The organism is Devosia sp., assembly GCF_028290645.1.
Taxonomy (GTDB): domain Bacteria; phylum Pseudomonadota; class Alphaproteobacteria; order Rhizobiales; family Devosiaceae; genus Devosia_A.
This window is the reverse complement of sequence record NZ_JAQGJL010000144.1, coordinates 1-3940: the sequence shown is the minus strand read 5'-3', so window position 1 is coordinate 3940 and position 3940 is coordinate 1. Positions and strand designations below refer to the sequence as shown.

At 59.7% G+C, this 3940-nt stretch carries 5 protein-coding genes; 3 read left to right on the top strand and 2 right to left on the bottom strand.

What is annotated here, in order from left to right; all coding sequences use genetic code 11:
• Window positions 1–286, bottom strand: a 286-nt coding sequence (locus tag JWQ89_RS08360; protein ID WP_299640045.1) for a hypothetical protein, incomplete at its 3' end; no start/stop codon positions are given.
• 440 nt (window positions 287–726) lie between these two features.
• On the opposite strand from JWQ89_RS08360, the gene JWQ89_RS08355 reads away from it, so the two are divergent.
• From JWQ89_RS08355 to JWQ89_RS08345, 3 genes are all read left to right on the top strand, one after another.
• Window positions 727–1599 carry a GIY-YIG nuclease family protein gene (locus JWQ89_RS08355; protein WP_299640044.1) on the top strand — a complete coding sequence of 291 codons (873 nt, stop codon included), beginning with the start codon at window positions 727–729 and terminating at the stop codon, window positions 1597–1599.
• Between the two features lie 554 nt (window positions 1600–2153).
• Window positions 2154–2474 (top strand): alkylphosphonate utilization protein, encoded by a 321-nt coding sequence (locus JWQ89_RS08350; RefSeq protein WP_299640042.1) that lies wholly within the window; start codon window positions 2154–2156, stop codon window positions 2472–2474.
• A gap of 238 nt (window positions 2475–2712) precedes the next feature.
• Complete coding sequence (locus tag JWQ89_RS08345) at window positions 2713–3351, top strand: glutathione S-transferase family protein (RefSeq protein WP_299640040.1); 639 nt, start codon at window positions 2713–2715, stop codon at window positions 3349–3351.
• Between the two features lie 287 nt (window positions 3352–3638).
• On the opposite strand, the gene JWQ89_RS08340 is transcribed toward JWQ89_RS08345, so the two are convergent.
• Window positions 3639–3940: M20/M25/M40 family metallo-hydrolase (locus JWQ89_RS08340; protein ID WP_366143983.1), on the bottom strand; the 302-nt coding region annotated here is incomplete at its 5' end.

Below are 3940 nucleotides of genomic sequence, written 5' to 3'. Positions count from 1 at the left end.
AGCACGGCCGGATCTTTTGCCGAACGCTCTCGATTTCGCTCGCGGTCAAGGGCGACGCGGAGGCCGATGTGGCTGGAGCTGGACGGGTCACCTCCTGCACCGGCTTGGGGCTCATCTCAGGCGTCAGCACCTTCTGCGGCGGCTGCTTGCTCTTCAGAATGTCATCGATCATGGAGTCAACGGTCGGCTTGGGCGGCTTAGGCCTAACGTCACTTGTTTGCGCTACCGCCCCCGTTGCAACAAGCGTCGCCAGCGTTGCCAAAACAGCGCCAAAGCTGCCCTTCATGAATGCCTCCGACGGCTACTCTCGCTTGACGCCCGATGTACGGCAAGTGGTGGTATCGGTCTCTAATACGACCGAATTGGGGGCGGATCAGAGCTGGGGCGTAGGGAACTCGGCCCCGTTCGTAGTGCGCGGCGGCGGAGCGGTACCGGTCCGGGTCGAATGGTTCCGGTGTGGAAACGGGAGCCATGAGCTCTCCGGGGAATGATGTTCCGGGGCTTTTTATGTCGGCCGAAGAGGCGCGTATATTCGACGTGTAGCAAGACGGCAAGTGAATGTCGGTCAGGGCGGTTCTTGGCATTTCTGAAGTAGCGATCGCGTCCGGCAATGTCTGAAGTTGAAGGTACACCGGAAGTGACGATCAGAAGGTCAAACTAACGCGGATGACCCAAGGTGGACGACGAGATTTTTCGCTCTGACGCCATACGGATACCGAGAGCACAATGAAGTCAGGTTATCTATATGTATTGGTCCACCCGTCTGATCCGGACCTTTACAAGGTCGGACAGACTACCCGTCTCCCTCAGGAGCGATTGGTCGAGCACAATAGAGATTACTCAAAACATGCGGGCCGGATCGTCAAAGAGACCGGTCAGAAATGGGAGCTAGAAACATACTTTGCCGTCCCCGATCCAAAATGGGCCGAAGCGGTTTTTTGGAGTGCAACGGGTTGGGCAGATATCCCGTTTCGAGCAGGAATTGAAATTGAAAAGATGGAATGGAAATTAGTGCAGTCTGCTTTGGAGGCAGCAAAGAAGGCGGGTGTACGGCCTCCACCAATACCATTGCCGGACTATGTCTACGCGAATACCGAATGGATGAAAAAACGACTGGAAGGACGTGGCATCACCCTAGTAGGGCACGTCAAAAGCAAAAGGTCTGGAAGAAACAACTTTCAATGCAGTAACGGCCACGAGTGGCGCACGATACCCAACAATGTGGCGGAAGGTGAAGGCTGCCCTCAATGTGGAATGGGCCAAAGAACTCCAGAAGAAATTGGCCAGGCTGTACAATCGGGTGTCTTGTGTCTGTTGATACATCCCGACAAGCCCGGGCTTGTTAAAATCGGCCTGACCTACAGAACACTAGAACAAAGTTGTGCAGAGGGTATCTGGGGCGGTTGGCAGGTACATCGCTATCGAAATGTTGAAGAACCCACCTTAGCGGAATCACTAATTTGGGAATTGCTAGGCTATCCTCTGCCCAATGATCGAGAACCAATGAGTATTGCCCTGCACATCGTAGAGCAGACGTTCCGTGACTTGCACTATCGACTGCAAAGCAAGATTGCTTTGGCGGAGAAGGCAAAAGAATGAGCGCCCCACGCGTTGAAGTCGGTTAGCCACCCGAACGTGGAATTGGCGACTTCAGTAAGATTTCATCCCATCAGCCGCCCTGGTCGGGCTTGCGGGAAAATTGGGAAAGAGCGTCCCGAGCGGTGGGACACAGTGGTAGGAACCCCTGATAAGCTGTGGAAGTTTTTAAGGTCCCACTACGCACTAAGTGCTTGATATGGATGATTGCTCCGGGTCCGTCTCGGGCACCACTACTTTTCACGCGCTCACAAAATCAATGGGTTAGCTCCCAATTTTGTCGCACTCGGCGATCCGAGCGAAAAGTACGACAATTCAGGCTCCCGATTTGTTCCGTTCGCGGGGTACCAGCAGGTGCATCGCTTGCTCTGCAAGTAGCGTGCGATTGGCACTGGTTTCCCATCCAAAGATCGCCATGAGCTGATGGGCAGTTGCGCCGTCGGCAATGCGCCGGACGCTTCAATGGAGGCAACACATCAGGGGAGACAATGCGCGGTGTTGCGACGCCTGTTCCGGGCCTGTAGAGCGCACGCTCTCTTGCAGGAGCCGAAACGAAAATGGCCGACAGCGACGACGACTATGTCTACGACGAGGCCAGCGGCGAGTGGATACCCGCGGCCGAAGCAGCCGCGAAGAAGGCTGCAGGCGAAGCCCCTGCGGGAGCCGTCGAGGTGCGCGATTCGGTCGGCAAACTGCTGGCCGACGGTGACAGCGTCCTCCTGATCAAGGATCTGAAGGTCAAGGGCTCCAACCAGACCCTGCAGCGCGGCACGGTGATCAAGACCATCCGCCTGACGGGCGACGCCCAGGAGATCGACTGCCGCCACGACACCATCAAGGGTCTGGTCCTGCGCGCCGAGTTCGTCCGCAAGCGCTGAGGCGACCGAAGCGCTCTGGCGCGTGGCGCTGCCAGTCAAGGCATCGTCCCGAGTGGACAAGGATGGCAGCCCGGCTCACTTCCTTTGGCGCGCCACTCGCACACGGCAAACCCGGCAATCACGGTCCGCTTTCCACCCGATAGCGGACAGGCAGTGAGCTTCTCGGCCTATCCGGTTGGTGCCATAACCGGGCATGGCTGGGCCCCTCGGCCCCGTCATCGCTGGAGGCGCTCGGCTGATGGCCACGCTCTATCACGTACCCACCTCGCGCTCGCTCCGCGTGCTGTGGACGCTAGAGGAGATCGGCGCCACGGTCGACGTAACGTCCCTGGGTGTTCGGCCGCGACTGCAGGAGCCCGAGTATCTCGCGATCAATCCGGCCGGCACGCTGCCCGCCCTGATCGACGGCGACCGGGCGATCTACGAATCTCTGGCGATCTGCGAATACCTTGCGGCCCGGCATGGTTCCGACCTGATCGTGGCGCCGGACGAGCCGGAGCGGCCGGAGTTCGTGCAATGGCTGTTGTACGGCGAGGCGACTCTGCAGGCGCCGCTCTCCGCGATGGCGCGCGTCGGCCGCATCCGGAACAAGACGCCGGAGATGCAGACCGGCATCGATGCCGTGCTGGCCGATGCTCGCCACTCGCTCTCGATGCGGGCAAAGCTACTCGAGCAGCGGCTGGAGGGTCGTGACTTCCTGGTGGCGGGGCGGATGACGCTTGCCGACATTTCGGTCGGCTATCCGCTCAACACCATGGGAAAGCCCCACTTCGCCTCCCTGCTCGGTCCCCGCGCCAGGGCCTATCGTGAGCGCTTGCGCGGCCAGCGTTCCAGCGCGCCGCGGCCGTTGCCTAGCCTGGGTTGGGCCCGGAATTAACAAGCAGCCTTTACGCTGGCCTAAATAGAGAGATCCGCTTCCGATGAAGGCGGACCCCGGTCGCGTCCCTTATCATGTCTCAGAAGTGCCAGTAGCCGACATGGCGATCCACCATGGCGATCCACGTGGGTTGCGTCGTTGCCCTGCCGGTTATCCGCCACGTCATTGCTGCCAGGGCAATTCGCTCTTGGTTGGCGCGTCGCGTGTAGCCTTCGGCTTGTCGCAACATCGTCCATGCCCTCTGCTGATCCGCAGCAGAAGAGGACGATCTACGAATATGCCCGTAGCTACTCCCGTTTCAGATAGTCGATCGCGAGGTAGCTGAGCGCGCGCACGCCGTACTTGAGTGCGGGCTCGTGGACGCGGAAGAGCGGAGAATGGTTGGCCGGCGCCTGCAGCGGGTCGACGTCCGGTGGCACGACGCCCAGGAAGAAGAACATGCCCGGCACGACCTGGGCGAGGTACGAGAAATCCTCGGCGCCCATCACCGGGCGCCCCTCGGTGACGCGCTGGGTGTCGAGACCGTTCTTCAGGCTATTGGTGCCCCAGTCGGTGAGCGGCGGATCGTTGTAAGTCACGGGCACGCCCT

Excerpts from the sequence above, each read along its gene's own strand:
- JWQ89_RS08345 (WP_299640040.1), top strand. The coding sequence starts at position 2,713 with ATGGCCACGCTCTATCACGTACCCACCTCGCGCTCGCTCCGCGTGCTG.
- JWQ89_RS08355 (WP_299640044.1), top strand. The coding sequence starts at position 727 with ATGAAGTCAGGTTATCTATATGTATTGGTCCACCCGTCTGATCCGGAC.
- JWQ89_RS08350 (WP_299640042.1), top strand. The coding sequence starts at position 2,154 with ATGGCCGACAGCGACGACGACTATGTCTACGACGAGGCCAGCGGCGAG.